The sequence below is a fragment of the Parasedimentitalea marina genome (assembly GCF_004006175.1).
GTDB classification, from domain to species: Bacteria; Pseudomonadota; Alphaproteobacteria; order Rhodobacterales; family Rhodobacteraceae; genus Parasedimentitalea; species Parasedimentitalea marina.
Genome location: NZ_CP033219.1, coordinates 3573850 through 3596548, shown reverse-complemented (window position 1 = coordinate 3596548; position 22699 = coordinate 3573850). Strand labels below are relative to the sequence as shown.

The 22699-nt window shown below is 56.1% G+C and carries 18 protein-coding genes; 7 read left to right on the top strand and 11 right to left on the bottom strand.

The genetic code is table 11. The annotated features are described in order from the left end of the window. Positions 1–39: 39 nt before the first annotated feature. A complete protein-coding gene (locus EBB79_RS17270; protein ID WP_127750066.1) occupies positions 40–645 on the top strand; it encodes a nicotinate-nucleotide adenylyltransferase in 606 nt (201 codons plus the stop codon). Here EBB79_RS17270 and EBB79_RS17265 read toward each other — a convergent pair. Beyond that, positions 634–1440: a DMT family transporter gene (locus tag EBB79_RS17265; protein ID WP_177627829.1), complete on the bottom strand. Its 807-nt coding sequence runs from the start codon at positions 1438–1440 to the stop codon at positions 634–636. The genes EBB79_RS17270 and EBB79_RS17265 overlap by 12 nt on opposite strands. Positions 1441–1554: 114 nt before the next feature. On the opposite strand from EBB79_RS17265, the gene dacB reads away from it, so the two are divergent. Both dacB and EBB79_RS17255 read left to right on the top strand, forming a co-directional pair. After that, positions 1555–3039: a D-alanyl-D-alanine carboxypeptidase/D-alanyl-D-alanine endopeptidase gene (dacB, locus tag EBB79_RS17260; protein ID WP_127751049.1), complete on the top strand. Its 1485-nt coding sequence runs from the start codon at positions 1555–1557 to the stop codon at positions 3037–3039. A 290-nt stretch (positions 3040–3329) separates the two neighbouring features. Beyond that, positions 3330–3989, top strand: coding sequence for a hypothetical protein (locus EBB79_RS17255; protein ID WP_238704942.1), 660 nt, complete (start codon positions 3330–3332; stop codon positions 3987–3989). Between the two features lie 85 nt (positions 3990–4074). Here EBB79_RS17255 and EBB79_RS17250 read toward each other — a convergent pair whose 3' ends face one another. Together EBB79_RS17250 and EBB79_RS17245 are read right to left on the bottom strand one after the other, a co-directional pair. Beyond that, positions 4075–4497 carry a tellurite resistance TerB family protein gene (locus tag EBB79_RS17250; protein WP_127750061.1) on the bottom strand — a complete coding sequence of 141 codons (423 nt, stop codon included), beginning with the start codon at positions 4495–4497 and terminating at the stop codon, positions 4075–4077. Positions 4498–4630: 133 nt separating this feature from the next. Continuing rightward, positions 4631–5935: a thioredoxin domain-containing protein gene (locus EBB79_RS17245; RefSeq protein WP_127750060.1), complete on the bottom strand. Its 1305-nt coding sequence runs from the start codon at positions 5933–5935 to the stop codon at positions 4631–4633. 244 nt (positions 5936–6179) lie between these two features. On the opposite strand from EBB79_RS17245, the gene EBB79_RS17240 reads away from it, so the two are divergent. Then, entirely contained in the window at positions 6180–7823 is a 1644-nt protein-coding gene (locus EBB79_RS17240; protein ID WP_127750058.1) for a lysine--tRNA ligase, read from the top strand. Between the two features lie 89 nt (positions 7824–7912). Here the strand turns inward: EBB79_RS17240 and EBB79_RS17235 are convergent, their stop codons facing one another. From EBB79_RS17235 to EBB79_RS17220, 4 genes are all read right to left on the bottom strand, one after another. Next, positions 7913–9850: a methyl-accepting chemotaxis protein gene (locus EBB79_RS17235; protein WP_127750056.1), complete on the bottom strand. Its 1938-nt coding sequence runs from the start codon at positions 9848–9850 to the stop codon at positions 7913–7915. Positions 9851–10074: 224 nt separating this feature from the next. Next, positions 10075–12216 carry a methyl-accepting chemotaxis protein gene (locus tag EBB79_RS17230; protein WP_127750055.1) on the bottom strand — a complete coding sequence of 714 codons (2142 nt, stop codon included), beginning with the start codon at positions 12214–12216 and terminating at the stop codon, positions 10075–10077. A gap of 208 nt (positions 12217–12424) precedes the next feature. After that, a complete protein-coding gene (locus EBB79_RS17225; protein WP_127750052.1) occupies positions 12425–14638 on the bottom strand; it encodes an NADP-dependent isocitrate dehydrogenase in 2214 nt (737 codons plus the stop codon). Between the two features lie 294 nt (positions 14639–14932). Continuing rightward, entirely contained in the window at positions 14933–16840 is a 1908-nt protein-coding gene (locus EBB79_RS17220; RefSeq protein WP_127750050.1) for a methyl-accepting chemotaxis protein, read from the bottom strand. Between the two features lie 307 nt (positions 16841–17147). Here EBB79_RS17220 and nrtS point away from each other — a divergent pair, with 307 nt between their 5' ends. Both nrtS and EBB79_RS17210 read left to right on the top strand, forming a co-directional pair. Continuing rightward, on the top strand, positions 17148–17456 hold the full coding sequence (gene nrtS, locus EBB79_RS17215; RefSeq protein WP_127750048.1) for a nitrate/nitrite transporter NrtS: 309 nt from the start codon (positions 17148–17150) through the stop codon (positions 17454–17456). After that, positions 17446–18726, top strand: coding sequence for an adenylate/guanylate cyclase domain-containing protein (locus EBB79_RS17210; protein WP_127750047.1), 1281 nt, complete (start codon positions 17446–17448; stop codon positions 18724–18726). Before nrtS ends, EBB79_RS17210 begins: the two co-directional genes overlap by 11 nt. 16 nt (positions 18727–18742) lie before the next feature. On the opposite strand, the gene EBB79_RS17205 is transcribed toward EBB79_RS17210, so the two are convergent. Further along, the gene (locus EBB79_RS17205) at positions 18743–19519 is read right to left on the bottom strand and encodes a helix-turn-helix transcriptional regulator (RefSeq protein ID WP_127750045.1); all 777 of its coding nucleotides are present in this window, start codon (positions 19517–19519) and stop codon (positions 18743–18745) included. 172 nt (positions 19520–19691) lie between these two features. Here EBB79_RS17205 and EBB79_RS17200 point away from each other — a divergent pair, with 172 nt between their 5' ends. Next, positions 19692–20384: a nitroreductase family protein gene (locus EBB79_RS17200; protein ID WP_127750043.1), complete on the top strand. Its 693-nt coding sequence runs from the start codon at positions 19692–19694 to the stop codon at positions 20382–20384. Between the two features lie 49 nt (positions 20385–20433). Here the strand turns inward: EBB79_RS17200 and EBB79_RS17195 are convergent, their stop codons facing one another. From EBB79_RS17195 to EBB79_RS17185, 3 genes are read right to left on the bottom strand one after another with little or no spacing between them, the layout of a single operon-like run. Next, a complete protein-coding gene (locus EBB79_RS17195; RefSeq protein ID WP_127750041.1) occupies positions 20434–21042 on the bottom strand; it encodes a carboxymuconolactone decarboxylase family protein in 609 nt (202 codons plus the stop codon). 29 nt (positions 21043–21071) lie between these two features. Further along, entirely contained in the window at positions 21072–21881 is an 810-nt protein-coding gene (locus EBB79_RS17190; protein WP_127750039.1) for an ABC transporter permease, read from the bottom strand. Further along, entirely contained in the window at positions 21874–22641 is a 768-nt protein-coding gene (locus EBB79_RS17185) for an ABC transporter ATP-binding protein (protein ID WP_127750037.1), read from the bottom strand. The genes EBB79_RS17190 and EBB79_RS17185 overlap by 8 nt, the downstream gene beginning before the upstream one ends. Between the last annotated feature and the right edge of the window lie 58 nt (positions 22642–22699).

Below are 22699 nucleotides of genomic sequence, written 5' to 3'. Positions count from 1 at the left end.
CACTTGGCTTCCCAACCAATTCCGTGCATCAAGCCCCGGATGAGACATGGCTTTCCCTTTTTGCGCGCCGGTATGACTGTCGGGCTGCTGGGTGGATCTTTTGATCCGGCCCACCAGGGGCATGTGCAGATCAGTCGCGCGGCGTTGACGCAGTTTGGGTTGGATCGGGGCTGGTGGCTGGTGTCGCCGGGCAATCCGCTAAAGGCGCATCAGCCGGCCCCTTTGGAACAGCGGATGCAGGCGGCGCGCAGGGTTATGCAGCACCCGCGTATTCATATCAGCGATGCCGAAGCGCAACTGGGCACGCGCTATACGGCGCAGACTCTGCGGCATCTGCGGCGCCGATACCCGGGCGTGCGTTTTGTCTGGCTGATGGGCGCGGATAATCTGGCGCAGTTTCATCGCTGGAAGGACTGGCGGCAGATCCTGGACACCGTGCCGGTGGGTGTATTGGCGCGACCGGGCGATAGGATCTCGGCGCGACTGTCGCCGGCGGCGCGGATCTATGCGCCTTATCGTCTGAAAGAGGCCGAGAGCCAGCTTTTGGCACAGGCGCGTACACCAGCCTGGTGTTTCATCAATGTGCCAATGGTTGCGGCCAGTTCGTCTGCGATCCGGGCGCGGGGCGCGTGGTCAGCGTCGTAGCATCGCCGAGCCAAGACCGGCGCTGACGACCACTGCCAGACCCAGCCAGGTCAGCATGTCTGGCAGTTGGCCAAAGGCGGCCCAGCCCAGTGTGACCGCGGCGATCAGTTGGAAATAGACCATGGGCGCAAGTTTGGTGGCGGCGACCCTACTGTAGGCGTAAAGCAGGATCAGATTGCCCAACATCGAAAACGCGGCACTGCCGACCGTCAGAGCCGAGGTGCTGAGAGTGAAGTCTGGCAGGTTCGCCAGGCCAATGGGCAGCATGAACAGGGCCGCCAGTAGCAATTGGATCAGGCTCAGCTCTAGCGGCGAGCCAAGATGGGCGAGCCACCGGCCCGTGGTCAGAAATGCACCGTAAAAACCGCCGGCCAGTATGGCCCACAACAGGTTGACCGAGCCTCCAAAGCCTGGCCGGACGACGAGAATAACACCGGCAAAGCCAACCAACATCAACACAGATCGCAGCTTTGTGGTCGGCTCACGCAGGAATATTGCTGACAGGACATAACTGATGATCGGGCCAACAAAGAAGGCGGCGAACACATCTGCCAGGGGCTCGGTCTTGAGGGCGGTTTGAACCGAGAAAATACCACCGACCAGTAACAGGGCCCGCAGCCACATGCGCCAGTCTTTCAATAGTGCATAGGCGCCGCGCGGGACAAAGGGCAGCAACAGCGCGCTGCCGACCACAAAACGCGACGATGCAATGAAACCTGGTGTTGCAATACCACTGCTGGTCAGTAATTTGCCGCATAGATCACCAGCTGGGATCATTGACATAGCTATGAACATAAGAATGACTGCCTGCAACATAGGTCGACCTTTAACAGGCAGTGCACTTACTAAAAACCCCTATTCGGCTGATTGTTTGCCGTTTCGAAATGATTTTATTAGACTATGAGTGATATGGTAACACGCCGATTTTTTCTGCTTTCTGGTTCTGCCCTGATTGGGGCGGGTGGGGCTTGGGCTAACGCCCCGGCCGTTTCTTTGCGGCCGCAAGCCAGGGCCCTAGGTCTTTCGGTCACCACGGCCGACGGGCTTAAGACTGTGCTGCAACGTGCGCAGTTAACCGGAGCGGTGGGCTGCGCCGTGGCTGATGTGAAAACAGGTCTGCGACTTGAGGCTGAGAACGGCGCCGCTGGGCTGCCACCTGCCAGCGTCGCCAAGGCGCTGACCTCGCTTTATGCGTTGGATACGCTGGGGGCTGAACACCGGTTTCAAACCCGCATCATGGCCACGGGCAGTGTTATTGGCGGCGTGGTAAAAGGGGATTTGATTCTGGTTGGGGGCGGCGACCCAACTTTGAACACAGATCATCTGGCGCAACTGGCCAAGGCGCTGAAAACAGCGGGCGTGCGCGAGGTTAAGGGCAGTTTCAAGCTGTGGGACGGCAGCTTGCCTTATGTGCGGACCATTGACGCTGGCCAGCCTGACCACGTCGGGTATAGCCCGGCGATTTCGGGGTTGTCGCTGAACTATAACCGGGTGCATTTTGAGTGGAAACGGGCAGGGCAGGCCTGGGCCGTGACCATGGATGCCCGCACTGAAAAATACCGCCCCGAAGTGGCCATAGCCCGGATGAAGGTGATGAAGCGGACCACTCCGGTTTATACCTATACCGACAGGGGGGGCGCGGATCACTGGACCGTGGCCAATGCGGCATTGGGCAAGGGCGGGTCCCGCTGGTTGCCGGTGCGACGTCCGACAGAGTATGCGGGCGATGTTTTTCGCACCATGGCGCGGGCGCATGGCATCGTGTTGAGCAAGCCAAAGGTGGTGAAATCGCTGCCCCAGGGCAAAGTGCTGGCGCAGCACAGCAGTGCGACACTGTCGGTGATGCTGCGTGGGATGCTGAAATACTCAAATAACCTGATGGCCGAGATGATCGGCATGTCTGCCACATCAGCAGGGGGGCGCCGTCCCGGTTCGCTGAAGGCCTCGGCGGATGCGATGAACCGGTGGGCAGCAGCCAAGTACAATATGCGGGGCACCCGGTTGGTGGATCACTCGGGGCTGGGCGAGGCGTCGCGGATGACGCCCAACGACCTGGTTGGCGCACTGGTTGCCGCCCGCAGGGGTGGTCAGTTGAAGCCGTTGTTGAAGCCGTTCCTGATGCGCGATGCCAATGGCAAAGTGAACAAGAACCACCCGATCAAGGTCAATGCCAAAACCGGCACGTTGAATTTTGTCTCGGGGTTGGGCGGCTTCATGACCGCTGCGGATGGGACCGAGCTGGCCTTTGCCATCTTTGCGGCTGATCAGGGGGCGCGATCCCGGATCAAACGCGCCGACCGGGAACGGCCCGAGGGGGCCCGGGGCTGGAACCGCAAGGCCAAGAAAATGCAGCAAAAGTTGATCGAGCGTTGGGGTATGGTTTACGGGAGTTAAGGCTGTTTCTAAACCAGTGATGGTTTCAACCAACCGTTATGCGCCTACCACCGGTCGGCCAGATCGGCATTCGCGGGAAAGTCTGCGCAGGGCAGTGGGTTGATTTCCCCTATAAGATGTAAATGTCTTACATTTGACGAATTTTGTTGCTTTGGAATGTAAGTGTGCCGTTTAGTCTGAGAAATTAAATTTGGGACACAAAATATATGTTTAAGAATTCACTGGGCCGTGCCGCTCGACTTCAAAGTAATGACCCTAAATTGCGATTGAGCAGGGTTGGACTGCTAGCAGTGGTATTGTCTCAAACGGCCTGTACCGCCGCAGTGCTTGCCACGGGTGCTGCGGATCCGTTTTATTCGGCGGTTGATTCTGCCGCTGAACGGCGCGTTCAAGAGCAATACCGGCAACAATATCCGGGCGTGGACATCACTGATGATTACGCTTTGGCTCGGGCGATGTTCGAAGAAGCCAAGCGTGACAACCCTGCTCAGATGGGGCATTTGACCATGCCGTCGCGGTCAGTCTGGGAAGCGAACAATGCACAATTAACTGGGGCTGCACCAGCTGCGTCTGCCGCACGGGCGCGCACCCCATCGGCGGCTGCGGCGGCCCCTGCGGTGTCTTCTTCGCGGATTGCGCAAGATCAGGCCACGTTGAAACGAGCCGGAACGCCTTGGGCCACAGTGTCCAAAAGCTGGCCGTATGACTCACTGAACCTGTCCTCCGTGACACCTTATGTCTGCGGTATCAAAAAGATGCAGTTCTCGGTCAACGGAGGTGCGACCACGACACAGAGCTTCTCGTCTTGTTCGACCGGGGCAGCGAAAGCCGATCCGCCGTATTGGACTTTCGATCAGAACTCGATCGAGACTGTCAGCGTAACAATGACTTTTGCTGATGGATCACGGCAAACACGAAATTTCACACGCGACCAGATACTCCAGCCCTGAACCCAAAGCCTTATTCAGGGAAGCGAAAAGCTGTTTCCCTGAATATGACGTCCGGCAAGTTCCCAGACCTCAGATCCCGCTTGATTTAAGTCAGGTGACGGGCGCGGGCGCCGCGTTCGATGGCGGCGGCGTGCAGCCGGTCGATGTTCAGCTCGTAACGAATTTCGGCCAGGAACTCTAATTCGGTTTCATTCAACCGCCCATCCGAGGCCGCCACATCACAGGCCAGCGCATAGGCTGTTTCAAACAGGCGCTCGGGCAGGTTGTCGCGGATCAGGCCGAACAGGGCATCCAGCCCGTCTTCCTGCTCAAACAGATCGAGCACGGTTTGTGACATCCGTTTGATCCGGTCGATATCATAGTCGGCAAACACCGGCAGCATGTTCACGGAAGATTGGATCTCAATCAATTCCGAGGTGCGGATGTTCTCGTCCGAAGCCGACACCGCCACCATGATCGCAATAAGGCAATCCTGCGGGGTTAGCGGATGAGGCGTGGTCTCGGTCATTGGGGTATCCTTTTGGGCTGCGTGTCAGGTGCAGAATAGGCAGGCATCCGGGTGGGTACAACTGCTGCATGCGGTCCATGGGCGGCAATCAGCCATACCGCAAAGCTAGGGTGGGCCTGTTTGCTTTGATAGATCAGTCTGTTGGATCATCTTGAAAAAATGCCGGATCCTGATTGCGGCCAATGGCTTGCCAATACCCGTCTTCCTCGGCCAGGCCCTCAACACTTAGAACGATGCCCTCGTGGTTTAGAATATACAGGGTTGGGTAGGCTTCGACCTTCAGCTGTGCAGTGGCGGAATCCTGAGGGTCGCTTAGCACACGGTAGGGAACGCCTGTTGATTTCAACTGGGCCTCGACCTGATTTTTATCCCACCAGAAACTGTTTTCCGGGTCTTTATTGTAGGCTGTGATAACATGCACATCCGCAATTTTGTCAGGATCCAGCTGGTACAAAGCGATCAGGTTTTCCAGTTCCTGCTGGAAGGGGCCATTGGTCCGGTACTCGCCAAGGCAATACACCAACAGAAATTGTCCTTTCTGCAGCGTTTCCAGCGTGTCAGGCAGAGAGACCGGCGGACCATCCGGCCAAGTGGCAAAAGGATCATGCTGTGGCAGGCGGTACGCATATGGAAATGGCTTGCCCAGAAGGGGCGACCAGAAGATCAGGCCTTCCCTGTTGGAAACCGATGCATAAAGACGCCGCAACCCGTTCAGCTCCGGATAGCCCGCAACGGCTGTTTCAGCCATTTCCAGGGCTTCCTCACTCGCGCCAATGCCCAGCTTCATCAGGACGTCGATGAACCAGATCAAGCCAAAATACTGGCTTGGCATCCGGTGCATGCCCTGTTTCTCGCGGTTGTATTCCGCAGTATCAATCGCTTGTCTGGCCAGATCATCCTGACCCAGGGCTTTGTAGCTTAATGCCAGCAAGACCAGGTTGTTGATATCCTCAGACGCGAAAATCCGGGCCTGTCGGTGGGCCGAGTCCATGAAACGGCCGATCAAGTTTGCCCACAGCGGAAGCACCGCAGTTTCGAACGCGTCTTTCAGCTTGGCAAATTCGACCCAGTCGCCATGGTTCCAGATTGCATGGAGTGCCTGAAAATCGGCATTTGAGGATTTTACATCTGTGATGAGCCCATCGTTCACACAGGGGATGACCTTGATCCCATGCGGCCAGGTGCCGGCCGGAATGGACCAGATTTCTTCGGTTTCGGGGTTTTGGAACGCCACCATATTGATGCCGTCGCGCTTGGATCGGGCCAGTGCATCATCCGAGGGTGCAAGGCCGTCAATTTGCAGAATAAGCCACCCGGGCATTAGTCCAATGGCTTCGGCTGGGCTCCCTTGAAAAACCGCCGCAATTTCACGACAGGAGGACCGGGATTTGGTGATCAGCGGTAAAGGCCAGGTTTCAGCCGTGAGTGTGCGAAACAATCTGAAGTCTTTCTGGAGTGTCTATGTGCCGTCTGTGGTTGAATATTATGTTTGGTCCAGGGAATTTGACAAGTATATTTTGCTGATCATTCAAGTGAACCTGATTTCTTCCCGAGGAGGGCCAAAGGACGCGCTGCCAATATTGACTCATGCTGCACTAGCACAATAGACCGTGTCAGTCGGCTGCATGGGGCAGCCGGGCACGCGATGCGGCCCCGACCCGGGCCCGCCGATGGAGAAAAACATGTCTGATCTGCGCGAAACAGCTCTGCAGAGCAAAGCCTGGCCGTTTGAAGAAGCCCGTAAGGTGCTCAAACGTTATGCCAAGGGCGCGCCGGAAAAGGGATTTGTCTTGTTCGAGACCGGCTATGGCCCGTCCGGCCTGCCGCATATCGGCACCTTCGGCGAAGTGGCCCGCACCACTATGATCAAACGTGCCTTTGAGGTGATCAGTGACATTCCGACCAAACTTGTGTGTTTTTCCGACGATCTGGACGGCATGCGCAAGGTGCCCGGCAATGTTCCGAACGCCGAAAGCCTGCATGCTCATATGCAAAAGCCGCTGACCTCGGTGCCGGATCCATTTGGCACCCACGAAAGCTTTGGCCATCACAACAACGCCATGCTGCGACGGTTTCTGGATACCTTTGGGTTTGAGTACGAGTTCATCTCGGCGGCTGACTTCTATGGTTCGGGCCAGTTTGACGAGGTGCTGAAACGAGCTGTCGAGAAATACGACGAAGTGATGGCGGTGATGCTGAAATCCCTGCGCGAAGAGCGCGCGGCCACCTATTCGATTTTCCTGCCGATCCACCCGGAAACAGGCCGGGTGCTATATGTGCCGATGAAAAAGGTCTGCGCCGAAACCCACAGCATCACCTTTGATGATGAAGACGGCAAGGAATGGACGCTGCCGGTCACTGGCGGCAACGTCAAACTGCAGTGGAAGCCGGACTTTGGGGCCCGCTGGGCGGCGCTGGGCGTCGATTTTGAGATGTACGGCAAAGACCACAGCACCAATACGCCGATCTATGACAATATCTGCCGCATTCTGGGGCACCGTCCGCCGGATCATTTTTCATACGAGCTGTTTTTGGATGCCAATGGTCAGAAGATTTCAAAAACCTCGGGCAACGGAATTTCGATTGACGAATGGCTGACCTATGCCAGCGCCGACAGCCTGTCGTATTTCATGTATCTGAAACCCAAAACCGCCAAGCGGATGCATTTCGATGTGATCCCCAAGGCGGTGGATGAGTATCATCAACAGCTGCGGGCTTATGAAAAACAGGATCTGAAGGCGCGTCTGAACAACCCGGTGTTCCACATCCACGGTCACAATGTGCCCAGCTCGGATATGGTGGTGCCCTTTGCCATGCTGCTGAATATCGCCAGCGTTTCCAATGCTGAGGATAAAGAAACACTGTGGGGTTTCATCAATAAATATGCGCCCGATGCAACGCCTGAAAGCAACCCGACCCTGGATCAGGCGGCGGGCTTTGCGGTGGCCTATTTCAATGATTTCGTGAAGCCAGCCAAAGTATACCGCTTGCCCACCGATCAAGAACGCGCCGCCTTGACCGACCTGGCAGAGGCGCTGAAGTCACCCGAGACGGCGCTGGCCGCGATTGCCAAGAAAAACGCGCTGGATGGCAAGGATGACGCGCTTCCAGTGGTCGATTTTGACAGTGATGATTTCCTGCAGTCGGTGGTTTTTGCCATTGGCAAGATCCACGGATTTGATCCACTGCGGGCTTGGTTCTCGGCGATCTATGAGGTGCTGCTAGGTGCGACGCAAGGCCCCCGGTTTGGTGGCTTTATCGCGCTGTATGGCGTCGACGACACCATTGCGCTGATCAATAAGGCATTGGCAGGCGAGTTGGTCTGATCCCGCGTATCGGATGCCAACACGGCTGATTGAAAGCTGCATTTAATCCCCATCCCGCGGTAGAAACCGCGGGATGGGGCGTCGTCGTACTAGAAGTTTTCCCAGACAGCTTTTGAGTTTGAACCTGCGTTCGCCGCGACTGCACGGCGTGGGCCTGCTGGCGCGTCTTCTCTGTCCATTCCATGTGCCCTTGGGGCGATGGTATTGCTGGCATTTCCACCTCTACCGTGGCCAGTGATGTTGAATTGCGACACCATTTCGGACAATTTACTGGCATCCGAACTCAACAAATGGCTGGCAGCTGTAGCCTGTTCCACCATGGCGGCATTTTGTTGCGTCACCTCGTCCAGCTGGGTCATGCCGATGTTGATTTCTCCTAACCCGGTGGATTGTTCAGTGGACCCCACAGCCATTTCAGACACCAGCTGCGCAATATGATCAACCCGCGTGACAATATTGTTTAGGGCGCCGCCAGCTTTGCCAACCAGCTCCACACCCTGGTCGACCTGCTTGGAGCTCTCGCTGATCAGCGTTTTGATCTCCATCGCCGCATCAGACGACCGTTGTGCCAACGCCCGGACTTCGGATGCGACCACGGCAAATCCACGGCCCGCTTCGCCTGCACGGGCTGCTTCGACCCCGGCGTTCAGCGCCAGAAGGTTGGTTTGGAACGAGATATCGTCGATAACGCCAATGATCTGACTGATGTGACGGGCAGAGCTCTCGATCTCGGTCATGGCAGACACTGCGTGCTGCACCACTTGATCGCTTTCGACGGCCTCGGTCTTGGCTTCTCCCATGATGGTTTCAATACGCTGCGCGCCTTCAGAGGCTGATTTGACACTGGCGGTCATTTCATCCAATGCCGCCGCGGTTTGCTCTAGGGTTGCGGCCTGGCCTTCTGTGCGACGTGACAAATCATCCGAGGACTGGCTGATTTCATTGGCGCCAGCTTTAATGCTGCCAGCTGAACTGATCACTTCAAGAATGGTATCGCTTAGCGTTTCCAGAGTGCGATTGAAATCACTGCGAAGTTGCTCGTATTCTTTGGGGAAGGGTTCAGTCAGGGGGTTGGAGAAGTCACCGCTGGCCAGGTGGACCAGCCCGCCGGTTAGTTTTTCAACCACCTTCGATTGCTGCTGTTGGTGTTCTGCACGGTCATCTTCGGCATTGCGGGCCTGTTTCAGGACGCCCTGCAATTCAACCAGTGCCGTGCCGATTTGGCCAAGCTCGTCGCCGCGGTTTGCGGTTGGGACCTCATTGTCCAGATCGCCATCTGCCACCGAACCCATGCTTTTGCATATCTCGCCGATTGGGCGGGTAATGGTGCGGGTGGTGAAGAGCACGATAAGCATCAGGCTAAGCCCTGCAATCGCAACGCCAATCAAGATGTTACGGGTCAGCTCATGTATGGTGGTAAGAGGTGCTTGAATGTTCTCGCGCACCTCAAGCACGCCACGCACATCGCCAAGCTGCCAATCAGATTTTGGCGTATCGGCACGCGTATTGTGGCACGAGACACAGCCTTCGGAGACCATCTGGTCAGCGACCGCTACGCGCAGAAATGTCTCGCCATTTTCCACCTCTTGACGTTTATAGGTGCCCTCGGGATTTTCATTCAGATATGCCCAGGCTTCTTGCATGAAACCATCCATTTCGCGGTCCGCACGACCGGGGAAGGGAAAAGGACTATAGAGCGACAGGCTGGTGCCCTGAGCCGCCAATAAGGCGCTCACATCATGCACAAAAGTCGCAGGCAGAGGGATAACGCCGGGGTCATCTGCGTGATTGATTCCGGGTGAAAGGTCGGCCGATCCTTTGACGTCTTTGATGATATTCCTTGTATAGTAGCCGCGGATCACTTTGATCTGATTGGCCACGTTGGTGGCCGATACAGTGGCGACAGACACCGTATTGCTTTCAAGAACTCGTGGAATGACAACCCAGGCGATTCCCAGGCACAGCACAATGAAAATGGGTATCGGCATGGTTAGTCGAAAGGCGATGGACTGCAGGGTCTTCTTCATGTCTGGTGCTCCATTCTATCCAAACCGGTGCCATAGCCATTCTGGGCTCAGGACACATAGGATCCTGAGCGGGCACATTTTTGGACTCACATTTTGATTTGTGAGCGTGAAACTACCGTAAATTTGTTACTCGTGCCTTAAAGCTGCCGGGGATGTCGATGGAACGTCAGTTGGGCGCTACACTGTCCTGGAGCAAGACAGTGTAGCGCCGCGTGCCGATTATTTTAGAAATCCTGCCAACCGTCGGCTGAGCTGGGGCTTTCGTTTACTGCCATTGCACGGGGTGGCTCCTCTGGCTGGTCTTGCCAGTTTGTTCCATGAACGGTCGGTACTGCAGCGCGGCTGCCACTGCGACCTTCAACACTGAAATGAGACACCACATCGGATAATTTACCGGCATCAGCGATCAGCAAGTGGCCGGCGGCAGTTGCCTGTTCCACCATGGCGGCATTTTGCTGGGTCACCTGGTCCAGTTGCGTCACACCAACATTGATCTCACCCAACCCAGTGGACTGTTCGGCGGACCCAACTGCAATTTCGGACACCAATTGCGAGATGTGACCAACCCGGTTGACGATGCTGTTCAAGGCTTCTCCGGCCTTGCCAACCAATTCTACGCCTTGTTCAACCTGCTTTGAGCTGTCGCTGATCAGCGTTTTGATCTCCAGTGCTGCATCAGAAGAGCGCTGGGCCAGAGCCCGCACCTCAGAGGCTACCACCGCAAAGCCGCGACCGGCCTCGCCTGCACGGGCGGCTTCGACACCCGCGTTCAGCGCCAGAAGATTGGTCTGGAAAGCAATGTCGTCGATCACGCCGATGATCTGACTGATGTGGCGGGCAGACCCTTCGATTTCAGTCATCGCCGAAACCGCATGCTGCACCACTTTGTCGCTTTCTATGGCTTCAGTTTTTGCCTCGTTCACAATGTTTTCCACGCTATGGGCGCCCTCAGCAGCGGATTTGACGCTGGCAGTCATTTCTTCAAGCGCCGCTGCTGTTTGTTCCAGCGTTGCGGCCTGGCTTTCGGTGCGATGCGACAGGTCATCAGCCGCGCGGCTGATCTCGGTCGCACCGTTGTTGATGCTGTCAGCCGAATGGACAACATCCATTACAATGGTGTTCAGGCATTTCTGAGTGTGATTGAAATTTGTGCGCAATTGCTCGTGGGCTTCGGGGAAGGCTTCCTGGATGGGCTGTGTCAGGTTTCCGTCGGCCATTTCCTTCAATCCTTGATTGAGTGCCTCAATCACGTTTGCCTGCTCTACCCGGTCTTGGTCCAGTTTTGCCTGCATCATTTTTTGGTCTGCGACAGATTTGGAAATGAAAGAGAACGCGCCCCATAGCTGGGTTATTTCAACGATAAAGCTACTGGTATCAGGCTTTGTGCCGATGTCGCCGTTTGCAACAGCCGTTAATGCGTTTGAACATGCTGTAAGCCGATGTGACAAGACATGGGCCAAAACTGCGCCGATGATTGTAAAGGCGATTAAAGCCACCCCTGCAATTGCCGCAGTCGCAGTAATCGTGGCATTGACGGCTTGCTCGGACGATGCTGAAATCTCATCAGCCTCGGCGGCATAGTCGTTCATCAGCTCCACATAAATCGGGTGAAACTTCGAATAAAGCGATGCCAGCGCGGCTCTGGCTTCAAGTTCATCTGCCTTTAGGGCGGCAAGTTTTCCGAAGGTTTCACCATAGGATGCAATCAGACCTTTGGCCTTTGTGGCAACATCATCGCTGTCAAACTGGGCGTCAGGAATAGCCTGAAACGCGGCGATGGATTCTTCCAGGCGGGTCACGTATTTAGCTTCGCTACGTAGGAAAAAATCCTTTTCATGGCGGCGCATAGTCAACACCATTACCAGAAGTTCCGGGTGGTTGATCTCTTGCATCAGTGTTTCGACTTCGTGGACCTGTGCCCTTAGCTCGGCCCGTAATCCAGAACTTGGGTCCAGCCCAATCTGGTGTGACAGGGACACCAGGGTTTTGAATGTATTTTCATAATCTGTGAGCAGGGATTGCGCGTGCTCACTGTCCTGTACCCCGTGCTCGCTTCCGGTCAGTTTGAAATGATCAGCAATGTCATCGAGTACGGAATAGGCTGTGCCCATCGTTGTGGCGTGTAGCCCGATGTACTTATCATCGCGCCGTAGCAAGAAATCTTTTTCGAGTCTGCGCGCCTGCAACAAAATTGACTCGAGGTTTGAGGCCTGGAATCTCATCTCGCTCAATTCTACTTCCTCATGGAATGCATGTTTTTGGTATTGCGACAGATTGAACATTGCGGCGATTAGGCCAAGCATACCAAACGCTGCGATCGCTATGACGATATAGAGGGCGGACTTCATCCGTATTGATTTCTTCATGACATACACACCTTTTAAAAAACTTACTGAAACAACCTATGCGGTTGTGGTGAAGAATTTGTTTAGGGGCGACGTTGAAGTCATATGCGAAGAGGTGGAGGCCTCATGTCTGAGGCATTAGATGCGAACACGCAGGGAGATCAGAGGCAGGACAAACAGAAAAGGCGCCCGGATCCGGACGCCTTGTTTTTTGTGTAGCCAGCTGACTTTAGTCGATGATGGCGTTCAGCGTGGCGCTGGGACGCATCACGATGGCCGTTTTTGCGGGATCGGTGTTATAATACCCGCCCAGGTCAGCAGGTTTTCCCTGTGCTGCGGCCAATTCTGAGGTGATCGCCTGTTCTTTGGCTGCCAGATCGGCTGCAATTGGGGCAAAGTGAGCGGCCAGGTCTGCATCGTCGGACTGTGCAGCCAGGGCTTCGGCCCAGTAGCGGGCGAACCAGTAGTGGCTGTCGCGGTTGTCGGGCTCACCCACCTTGCGTGATGGCGACTTGTTGTTGTCCAGAATGCCTTGGGTCGCAGCCTCGGCCGCGACACCCAGCACGCCGGCTTTGGCATTGCCTTTGCTGTCGGCCAGGAAGTTCAGGCTTTCCCCCAACGCGCAGAATTCGCCCATTGAGTCCCAGCGCAGGTGGTTTTCTTCGACCAGCTGCTGAACGTGCTTGGGGGCAGAGCCGCCAGCCCCGGTTTCGAACAAGCCGCCACCGTTCATCAGTTTCACGATCGACAGCATCTTGGCCGAGGTGCCCAGTTCCAGGATTGGGAACAGGTCGGTCAGATAATCCCGCAGCACATTGCCAGAGATGGCGATGCTGTCGTTGCCTGCGGTGATGGTCTTCAGCGACTGTGCGGTGGCGTCACGTGGAGCCATGATCTGGAACTTGTCGGCAACACCCGCTGCGGCCAGCGCAGGCGTGACATAGGCGATCAGCTGCGCATCATGGGCGCGATCAGCGTCCAGCCAGAAGATGGCCTCGGAGCCGGTCAGGCGCTGACGATCCAGTGCCAGTGCGATCCAGTTCTCGATTGGCGCCTTCTTGGCAGTGCAAGCGCGCCAGATGTCACCCGCTTCGACGTCATGGCTGTGCAGAACATCGCCATTGGCCAGAACAATGCGGATTGCACCATCTGCAGCGGCTTCAAAGGTGGTTGGGTGTGAGCCATATTCCTCGGCTTTTTGCGCCATCAGGCCAACGTTGGCGACAGACCCCGCAGTGGTGACGTCCAGGGCTCCGTTGGCTTTGAAGAAGTTGATGGCTTCGTCATAGACAGTGGCGTAGCAACGATCGGGGATCACGCAGTTGGTGTCGCCTTTGTTGCCCAGTTCGTTCCAGCCTTTGCCGCCGGCGCGGATAATCGCGGGGATCGAGGCATCGATGATCACATCAGAGGGGACGTGCAGGTTGGTGATGCCTTTATCGCTGTCCACCATATAGATGCTGGGGCGATCAGCGTTCACCGCGTCAATGGCGGCCATGATGTCGGCGTTACCGGAAACCCGGTCCAGCAAATCACCCATACCGGAATTTGCGTTCACACCCAGTGCGTCCATTTCAGCACCGAACTTTGCGAACACTGGGGCCAGCCAGGCTTTGACGGCGTGGCCAAAGATGATCGGGTCCGAGACCTTCATCATAGTGGCCTTCAGGTGCAGTGAGAACATGGTGCCGTCGGCTTTGGTGTCTTCGATCGCAGCAGACAGGAAAGATCCCAGGGCCTTGGCCGAGATGAAAGAGGCATCTGCAATGGTGCCAGCTTCCAGTGGCCAGGCGTCTTTCAGCGCAGTCACAGAGCCGTCTTTGGCAACAAATTCGATTTTCGCGTCACCCGCCTGAGCGGCAGTGATGGTGGCGGATTTCTCATTTGCGTAAAAGTCGTTGCCCGACATGGACGAGACTTTGGTTTTACTGTCGCTGACCCAGGCGCCCATCGAGTGGGGGTTGTTCTGAGCGTAGTTTTTCACGGCTTTGGCCGAACGACGGTCCGAGTTGCCTTCGCGCAGGACCGGGTTCACGGCAGAGCCCATGACTGCGTTATAGCTGGCGCGTGCAGCTTTTTCGGCCTCGGTCGATGGCTCTTCCGGGAAATCGGGCAGCGCGTAGCCCTGCGACTGCAGTTCGGTGATTGCGGCCACCAGCTGCGGAACGGAGGCGGAAATGTTTGGCAGTTTGATGACGTTGGCGTCTGGTGTTTTGACCAGGTTGCCCAGTTCAGCAAGATCGTTGGACTGGCGCTGCTCTTCGGTCAGGCTATCGGGGAAGGCTGAAATGATGCGTGCGGCCAGCGAAATATCCTTGGTTCCAAAGTTCAGGCCTGCGGCGCCGGCAAAGGAACGGATGATAGGCAACAGCGAGGCGCTGGCCAACTCGGGCGCTTCGTCTACGATGGTATACAATACATCTGGGTTAGGTTTATCTGACATAGTTCTCAACCTTTCAGCGATCTTGGAAGTTCGTAAGTCGGCGCAGTCGGATTGCACCCTTGATGGTCCCATATTGCCGCGCAGGGGTCGTGGATTCCGACTCTGGCGGCCTATATTATGGACCCCATGTAGAACAAGCGGCCCTGACGTTCAATTGCCTGAGGCAATAATAGCCTGAACATATTGACGCGCTTGGGGCTGGAGTTAAAAAAGATCCCCCCTTGCGAAGGCAAGAGGGGATCGGTGCAGGCCCAAATCAGCTGCAGAGGTTTGCGTAGCGACCTTTGGTCTGGATTAAAAATCCTGCCACATATCCTTGGCGGCAGATCCCTGGGACACTGCCATGGGCATGGGCGTTGCCATGTCAGTATCCCAATCATCTGTCCCATGGGACGTCGGGACCGAAGGTGGTGCCGCAACAGGGGACGCAGAGGCCAAGGTCACTTTGGCAGAGCGGGGGTTGCCGCCTGTGATGGTAAAACGGGATACCAGGCCTGACAGTTTGTCGGCATCCGTGCTGAGCAATTGTCCGGCCGCAGTGGACTGTTCCACCATTACCGCATTCTGCTGCGTCACCTCATCCAGTTGGCTGACGCCTGTGTTGATCTCGTTCAGGCCGGTCGACTGTTCGGAGGCGCTGACCGCAATGGCGGATACTTGCTGCGAGATATCGGTCACCCGTTCGACAATCCGCTTCAGCGCAGCCCCTGCTTTGCCAACCAGCTCCACACCTTTCTCAACCTGCTGTGACGAGTCGCCGATCAGAGTTTTGATTTCGGTAGCCGCGTCTGATGATCGCTGGGCCAGTGCCCGCACCTCCGAGGCGACCACCGCGAAGCCACGCCCTGCTTCGCCTGCGCGGGCTGCCTCGACCCCCGCATTCAGTGCCAACAGGTTGGTTTGGAATGCAATGTCGTCAATCACGCCGATAATCTGAGAGATATGGTTAGACGAATGTTCGATCTCGTTCATGGCTTCTACGGCGTTTTGAACAACGGAGCCACTGTCCCTGGCTTCCGTCTTGGCGGCTTGGGTGACGCTTTCAACGGTCTGCGCCCCTTCCGCTGCAGATTGTACGCTGACCGTCATCTCCTCCAGTGCGGCCGCGGTTTCTTCGAGTGTCGCAGCCTGGCTTTCGGTGCGATGAGACAAATCACCAGAGGACTGAGTGATCTCGGCCGCGCCGTTACTAATGCTGTCTGAGGCCGCAATTACCTGTACAACCGTGCTGTTCAGTGTTTCGAGGGTTTGGTTAAAGTCCTGACGCAGCTGTTCATAATCAGCAGGAAAGGGCTCGTTGATCTGAACGGTCAGATCGCCGTGAGACAGGGCTGACAGGTGCTGACTAAGGGTACTCACAACACCGCGTCTATGTTCGTCACGGGCCGCTTGACTGCTTTCCAATTCGGCTTGTTTCAGCATGGACTGTCGGAAGACCTCAACCGTTTGAGCCATTGCTCCGATTTCACTTTTGACATCGGTAGCAGGCACATCGGATTGCGTTTCGCCGTCGGCCATCCCCTGCATACGCGCCTGCAAAGCGGCCAGCGGGCCTGTCACGCTGCGCGCGATGAAGAACCCAGCGCCGACCAAAAGAGTCACGCAGAACGCCATTGTCAGCAAGGCGGCTGTGCGCATCCAGCTTAGGCTGGTCTCAATGTCGGAGACGTAAGATCCGGTGCCAACGATCCAGCCCCAGGGTTTGAACAGTTGCACATAGCCAATTTTCTGCTCCGGTTCGTCGGCATTTGGTTTTTGGAACCAATAGCGCAGAGCACCTTGGCCAGCTGGGCTGAGACCAATTTTCTGCATCTCTTGAAAGATTTTCAGGCCATTGACGTCCTCAAGGGCGGACTGGTCGGTGCCTTCCCAATCAGGTTTAAAGGGGTGGGCCCGCACGATATTGGTCAAATCGTTGACAAAAAAGTACCCCGATGTGCCGAATCGCAACGAATTCAGCTGGTCACGCCCAAGCGTCAGAGCCTCGTCACGGGTCAATGTGCCGGATTCTACCCGCGCCTCTAGCGCTGCCAGCAGGCTGACGGCTGTATCTGTTGCATTGCGAAGTTCCACTTCCCGCATTGAATAGGCGTTGTCGACGGCGCGCGATAACAACAGAAACGTAAGCAGCGCAACCATGCAGAGCGAAAGTGCTATCACTGCATAGATGCGGGTTGAAAGACGATATAGTATTTCTGGCATTGCGGGCTGTTCCTTTGGGGAATGTGCAGTTTTCACCGATCGATAGAGCGCGTCCCCTAATAAAGTCTTATTCAGGCACCAGAATTCCGCAGGGTCAGAAAGAAATGCGGCACGACAGCATTTCTGCGGCAGCGCGCCCGGTTCCATTTGTGTTTGGCGCAACGTCATGGTGGAAACGCCGCCTCAGAGTTGCCCGAAATTTAGTCCATGCTTTTTTGAATTGCTTCTTTAAACTGCCTGAATACCACAGCGTTGTTTTGACCGAAGGGTGGAGCAAGCCAGTGTTTTATTCGGGGGAGGCGGGTTTATGACCAAGGCCAAGGTACAAAAACAGACAGCACCCAGCGTTGTGCACATGATCACGGGCGATGGAACGCCACAAAAAGCCCTGGCAACAGCCCTTGTTGTGGGCACAGTGCTGACGCTGATAAACCACGGAGATCAAATGTTTGCAGGTGAGTTTCCACCTGTCTGGAAAGTACTTCTAACCTATCTCACACCCTATTGTGTCACCACTTGGGGGGCTGTCACCGGCAAACGGGCGCAATGGAAACTGGATTTTGTTCTGCACCAAGTCAGCGCACATCAAACAACACGGAGTGGCCATGAAAGTTGAGGATCTTTTCAATCAGAATAATATTGTCGATTTGAGCTTTTTCAATTTCCGAAACGCCATTACGGCAGCTTATTACGCCAACCAGGATTTTGAGATCCTCAAAGTAAACGAGAATTTTCTGAGTTTCTTTCCGGTGTTGGGCAATGTTTCGAACGCCTATTTCCCCGATGTTCTAGAACAACTGGGCGTACCCGGAGCGCAGATCGACACCTGGATTTCTGGTATTCGCGAACAGGGCTCGGTGCGGATCCCGGAAATCCATATTTCGGACAATGGCAACAGCCGGGTCTATGCCTTGATGTCGACGCTCACAGCAGATGACAGCTTTTCCTATCTGAACGGTATTCAGGGGCAATTTGTTGACCGCACCGATGAATGGAAACTGCGGCACGAGCGCGAGGAACTGTTGGAGCAGAAAATCCGTGACCGTGAGATTATCGAAGAGAAAAGCGCTCAGCTGGAGAATCTGGCGACCAGATTGGCCAAATACCTGTCCCCGCAGATCTATGACAGTATTTTTGCGGGCAAACAGGAGGGCGGCATCGCAACCAAGCGTAAAAACCTGACCATCTTCTTTTCTGACATCGAACACTTCACTGACCTGTCCGAAACCTTAGAGCCTGAACGGCTGACGATGGTTATCAATTCCTACCTGTCTGAAATGTCGTCGATCGCCATTCAATGTGGCGGCACCATTGATAAGTTCATCGGCGATGCGGTGATGGTGTTTTTTGGCGATCCCGAAAGTGACGGCGAAGAAGAAGACGCGCTGAAGGCGGTCGAGATGGCGCTGCGCATGCAGCAGCGCGTGACTGAGTTACAAAGCCACTGGAAAAAGCTGGGTGTGCCGAAACCAATGCGCGTGCGTATGGGGATAACCTCGGGCTTTTGCACAGTTGGGAATTTCGGCTCGGATAAGCGGCTGGATTACACTGTGCTTGGCAGGCCAGTGAATTTGGCGGCCCGTCTCGAAGGGCTGGCTGAGCCGGGCAGCGTTCTGATCTCGGATACCACCTGCAACCTGATTTCCGAACATGTGGCGTGTGAATCCGTTGGCGAGGTGCAGCCAAAAGGATTCTCACGTCCCATCGAAGTGTTCAAAGTCCTCGAGTTTCGCTCGGACAAGCATCGCGATCAGCTATTGCGGCGTCGGTTGTCACGAAGCGGTGACCATGTTGAGGTGAATGTGATCGACAGCAGCGACATTCGCGCAGCCATCGAAGAGTTGCGCCGTATTCAGCTAGAGTTCGAGCAGCAGTTGGAACTTTGACAGGGCGACATTCCTGTCAGAAGGTCGCCATCAGCTCGCGCAGCGAGGCCACATTCATTCGCCTGTAAGCCTTTTTGCGGTGGGTGATGATAGTTGTTTCGGCCAATCCCAGAATTTTGGCAATTTCAGCCGCTGTGCGCCCCTTTACGGTCATCGCGGCCACTTCGCGCTCGCGTTTGGTCAGTGCGGGAAAGGTGACTGCCAGCCTGGTTTGGATGTCCTGTCCCTGCCAGGTTTTACCCTTAAGGGAAAAGGCGACATGGCGTTCGGTGGTGGCCAGCAATAGCCCCAGAACGGCGGTTGCCCGGTCCTGCATTTGAGAGAGGAAGACACCGTCTTTGGTGCTGGAATACAGGCTGACGGCTAGCCCAAAAGAGGCTGTGCGCCGGATTAACGAGAGGCGCGCTGCGATGCCGGGTTGTTCATAGCAATCCCGCCGGTAGGTAAATGACGTGATGTTGGCGGCATGTTGCAGGGTCAGAAAATCGCCTAGACCCGAGGCCCCGGCCAACAGGGCAGAGTTCCGGTCATCTGCACTATGTCGCAGATAGGCTTTGGCGGCCTGATCCGCCCGTCGTTGGCCAAAGACACAGGTGGTCCCAACCAGCAGCGGGGTATCCCGGTCGCCCTGACAAAACATTGAAATAAAACTTGCTCCGGTTTCCAGTCGTGCAAGATCCAGCGCTGCGTTGACATAGGTTGGCGTTCCTATGGTGGCACTCAGCTGGCTCAGGGCGGTGGCGCTAAGTTTAGTGTCGGGCAGCGCACCTTTGATTTTCCGGTCAATGATCATGGGTTACGCCTTTGAACCTGTCTGGATGCCGGTCAGAATATGACCGCGATGGGGATCATCACATGATGTACATAGCAGGTCAAAGGTCCTCATTGATGAGGAATGCGTGTCACGGAATGATCCGGGTAGAAAGTGGAAAACACAGGCTATCACGAGACGAAGGAGCATCCGCATGTTTGCAAAAGACCACATTGAATATGAAGCCGTGGATCTGCCAGACCGGGCAGAGCTGAGTGATGCCGAGATGGTCTCTGCTGCGCGGGCGTTTTACGACACCATTAAGCGCCGCCATACAGTGCGCGATTACACCGACCGTCCTGTGCCGCGTCAGGTGATCGAGGATTGCATCCGGGCGGCAGGCACTGCGCCATCCGGGGCAAACCACCAGCCCTGGCATTTTGTGGCGATTTCTGATCCGGCATTTAAGCACCGCATTCGCTTGGCCGCCGAGGAAGAAGAGCGCAAGTTCTATGAGGGCGGGGCAGGCGACGAGTGGCTGAAGGCGTTAGAACCAATCGGTACTAATGATGACAAACCACATTTGGATCAGGCGCCCTGGCTGATCGTGATCTTTGCCCAGCGTTGGGGGCATTTCGACGATGGAGAGCGTTTCAAGAACTATTACGTACCCGAAAGCGTCGGCATTGCCTCGGGGTTCTTGCTGACGGCGTTGCATCATGCCGGGCTGGTCACCTTGACCCATACACCCAACCCGATGCGGTTTCTGAATGAGATGCTAGGTCGCCCGGCGTCAGAAAAGCCCATCATGATTGTTGCGGTTGGTCACCCCACCAAGGACGCCAAGGTGCCGAAGGTTGCCAAGATGAAAAAGCCGCTGGATGAAATTCTGACCGTGGCCGAGTAACCGTATCTCCCGGCCTCTGACAGAGCCGGGAGATGGACTGTAAGGGACCTTAAGTGTGGCTCCAGTCGTCGGGGTTATCCGATTTGTTCGGCGACAGGCCCAGAATATCGCCCTTGGTCGAGCACCCCAGCCCCAGCACGGTGCGGTTGGCGTAGTTGAAATAGGCACTGACCTGATTGATCTCCAGCACCTCGCCGTCAGTATACCCTGCTGCGCGCAGTTGCAGCACGATGTCCTGTGTCATGCCACCGGGATCGCGGGTCAACTGGCGGGCATATTCCATTGCCAGCTTTTGGCCTTCGTCCAGTGGCGCGGCGGAAATATTTCGCATCTCGATCGCGGCCCTTAGAGCATCTGCCTTGGCATCATCCTGCAACAGCCGTTTCAACCCCGAGAAGTGATGTTCGACGCAATAGTCGCAGTCGTTCAGTCGGCTGACCCAGACGCCCAGCGTTTCCAGGAACCACTTGGGTACCGTATTGCCGGTGTGGTGCAGCACGTATTTGTAGATCGCCATATGCCCCTCCATCGAGTGGGGCCGCAACGAGTGCATCATCATGATGTTGTCGACATTATTGTCAGGGCCTTTGACCCGGTCATACAGCATCTTCAACTTACCGTCGGCGTCGTCATATGGGATGGTTTGGATCCAGGCCATGAAAGGCTCCTTATTTGTGGTAAACTAGATTAAATGCGCCAGCGTAACAGTCGACGTTCCATTATTCCGATGCCTATGCTTAGCGTTACGCCCAGTATCGACAGGATCGTGACCCCGGCAAACAGTCTTTCAAGATCATACAGGGATCCGGCCTCTAGGATATAAGCACCGATGCCGTATTCGGCCCCCAGCATTTCAGCGGCGACAAGCAGGATGATGGCAATGGCCAGACTGATCCGTAGCCCCGACAGAATGCCAGGCATGGCGCCGGGCAGTACGATCTTGCGAACGATCGACCACCAGCTGAGGTTAAAGCTTTGCCCCATGCGGATCAGGCCGCGGTCAACATTATCCACCGCGCCATAGGTGGCCACCACCGTGGGAGTAAAGGTGCCAAAGGCAATCAGCGCGTATTTAGAGCCCTCGTCGATGCCGAACCAGATCACGAACAGCGGCAACAGGGCAATCTTGGGGATTGGAAACAGCGCCGCCACCAGAGGAACCAATCCGGCCCGCACATAGGAAAACAACCCGATCATCACCCCGACTGCGATGCCGACACTGGCCCCCATCGCCGCGCCGACCACCAGCCGGGACAGGGACACGCTCAGATGTTTCCACAAAAGTCCGGAACTATAAAGCTCGCCAAAGGTCCGCAGCACATCGGATGGCTTGGGCAGCGTCAGCGGGGTGATGAAACCGGTCTGGGTGCCGATCTCGGCCAGGGCGATCAGGGTCACAAAGACCACCAGGCCAACCCAGCGGCGCGAGGTGGGAGCAAAGCCGCCGCCGCGAAACGGCACGCTGCGGATTTCGCCGCTGTTCATTTGGTCAGACATGTATCAGCTCCGCATCTGCCGCCTGTGCCTCTTGGCGCATCAGCTGCCAGAGGTATTTCTGCTTCTGTTCCATCTCGGCGTTGCCCAGCCCGCGTTGGTCCAGTGGTGTGTCCAGATGGACCACTTCGCGGATCTCTCCGGGGCGGCGCGACATAACGACTATGGAATGCCCCAGACGCACCGCTTCGGCCAGATTGTGAGTGACATAGACCGCCGTGAACGGTGTGCGGCTCCACAGGTTGACCAGATCGTCCATCAGCAATTCGCGGGTCTGACTGTCCAATGCAGACAGGGGCTCGTCCATCAGCATTACGGCGGGGTTCACCGCCAGGGCGCGGGCGATGGCCACCCGTTGCTTCATGCCGCCGGACAATTGCTTGGGCAGGGCCTTGGCAAAATCGCTGAGCTTGGTGCGGGCCAGCACGTCATTTATGATATCGTCTGCCGCCTGACCGCGAATGCCGTGATCTTCGAGCACCAGCGATATATTTCCCCGCACGCTGCGCCAGGGCAGCAGGGCGAAATCCTGAAAGATATAGGTCAGCGGGTTTAAACAATCAGCGGGTGGAGTTCCGATCTGCAAGATCTCGCCCGCGCTGGGCCGCTCTAACCCACCGATCAGACGCAGCAAGGTGGATTTGCCACAGCCCGAAGGCCCGACAATGCAGACGATCTGGCCCGATGGAATTTCCAGCGAGATGTCGCGCAGCACTTCGGTTTGGTCATACGAATGGCTGATGGAGGACAGACGGATGTCCATAAAAGAGGCTCCAGAGGCTGACGGATAACATGAAAATCAAGGGAGGTGCCTGACCCTG

Bases quoted from the DNA above. Each gene is read 5' to 3' on its own strand.
- EBB79_RS17270 (WP_127750066.1), top strand. From the start codon at position 40: ATGAGACATGGCTTTCCCTTTTTGCGCGCCGGTATGACTGTCGGGCTG.
- EBB79_RS17265 (WP_177627829.1), bottom strand. From the start codon at position 1,440: ATGTTCATAGCTATGTCAATGATCCCAGCTGGTGATCTATGCGGCAAA.
- dacB (WP_127751049.1), top strand. From the start codon at position 1,555: ATGGTAACACGCCGATTTTTTCTGCTTTCTGGTTCTGCCCTGATTGGG.
- EBB79_RS17250 (WP_127750061.1), bottom strand. From the start codon at position 4,497: ATGACCGAGACCACGCCTCATCCGCTAACCCCGCAGGATTGCCTTATT.
- EBB79_RS17240 (WP_127750058.1), top strand. From the start codon at position 6,180: ATGTCTGATCTGCGCGAAACAGCTCTGCAGAGCAAAGCCTGGCCGTTT.
- EBB79_RS17235 (WP_127750056.1), bottom strand. From the start codon at position 9,850: ATGAAGAAGACCCTGCAGTCCATCGCCTTTCGACTAACCATGCCGATA.
- EBB79_RS17230 (WP_127750055.1), bottom strand. From the start codon at position 12,216: ATGAAGAAATCAATACGGATGAAGTCCGCCCTCTATATCGTCATAGCG.
- EBB79_RS17225 (WP_127750052.1), bottom strand. From the start codon at position 14,638: ATGTCAGATAAACCTAACCCAGATGTATTGTATACCATCGTAGACGAA.
- EBB79_RS17220 (WP_127750050.1), bottom strand. From the start codon at position 16,840: ATGCCAGAAATACTATATCGTCTTTCAACCCGCATCTATGCAGTGATA.
- nrtS (WP_127750048.1), top strand. From the start codon at position 17,148: ATGACCAAGGCCAAGGTACAAAAACAGACAGCACCCAGCGTTGTGCAC.
- EBB79_RS17210 (WP_127750047.1), top strand. From the start codon at position 17,446: ATGAAAGTTGAGGATCTTTTCAATCAGAATAATATTGTCGATTTGAGC.
- EBB79_RS17205 (WP_127750045.1), bottom strand. From the start codon at position 19,519: ATGATCATTGACCGGAAAATCAAAGGTGCGCTGCCCGACACTAAACTT.
- EBB79_RS17200 (WP_127750043.1), top strand. From the start codon at position 19,692: ATGTTTGCAAAAGACCACATTGAATATGAAGCCGTGGATCTGCCAGAC.
- EBB79_RS17195 (WP_127750041.1), bottom strand. From the start codon at position 21,042: ATGGCCTGGATCCAAACCATCCCATATGACGACGCCGACGGTAAGTTG.
- EBB79_RS17190 (WP_127750039.1), bottom strand. From the start codon at position 21,881: ATGTCTGACCAAATGAACAGCGGCGAAATCCGCAGCGTGCCGTTTCGC.
- EBB79_RS17185 (WP_127750037.1), bottom strand. From the start codon at position 22,641: ATGGACATCCGTCTGTCCTCCATCAGCCATTCGTATGACCAAACCGAA.